Source organism: Micromonospora sp. DT44 (assembly GCF_049841635.1).
GTDB lineage: Bacteria > Actinomycetota > Actinomycetes > Mycobacteriales > Micromonosporaceae > Micromonospora.
This window is the reverse complement of record NZ_JBNCKS010000163.1, coordinates 1-594: the sequence shown is the minus strand read 5'-3', so window position 1 is coordinate 594 and position 594 is coordinate 1. Positions and strand designations below refer to the sequence as shown.

The 594-nt window shown below is 68.5% G+C and carries 1 protein-coding gene; it reads left to right on the top strand.

Features of this window, described 5'->3' with window-relative positions; translation table 11 throughout:
- The coding region (locus ACLQ25_RS32780; RefSeq protein ID WP_425734600.1) for a cellulase family glycosylhydrolase at window positions 1-594 on the top strand (594 nt) is incomplete at both ends.

The window sequence follows — 594 nt, the reverse complement described above, 5'->3', positions numbered from 1 at the left end:
TGGTGGCCGTGTTGACGGCGATGGTCGGCGGCATCGCGGTCCGTCCCGGGCCGGCCGCTGCCGCCACCAGTCAGTTCCGGGGCATGAACTGGGCGGTGTTGGGTGACAACTTCAGCACCGGCCCCCTCGTCGTGCAGGGCCTGAGCATGTCCGACAGCAACGCCACCGTGCGGGCCAAGGCCAACGCCCTCTACGACGACATGGCGTCCACCCTCGGTGTCAACACCGTCCGGCTGCCCATCAACACCCACACCGTCGGAACGGCCTGGTGGGAGGCGTATCGCGGCGCCATCGACGCCGCCACCGCCCGCGGGTTCAAGGTCATCCTCGCCTACTGGGAGGACGGCGCGGCCTCCGGCGGCAGGATCACGAACCTCGCCGCGTGGAACGCGATGTGGTCCACCGTGACCAACACATACGGCTCGAACGCCAACGTCTACTTCGAGCCGATGAACGAGCCACACGGCTACAGCTCGACCGAGTGGCGCACCGTCGCGGCCAACTGGCTCACCTACCACTACTCGGCCCCGCCCGGCCGGGTGCTCATCGGCGGCACCGGCTTCAGCCAGGACCTACGCGACATCTGCAACGACA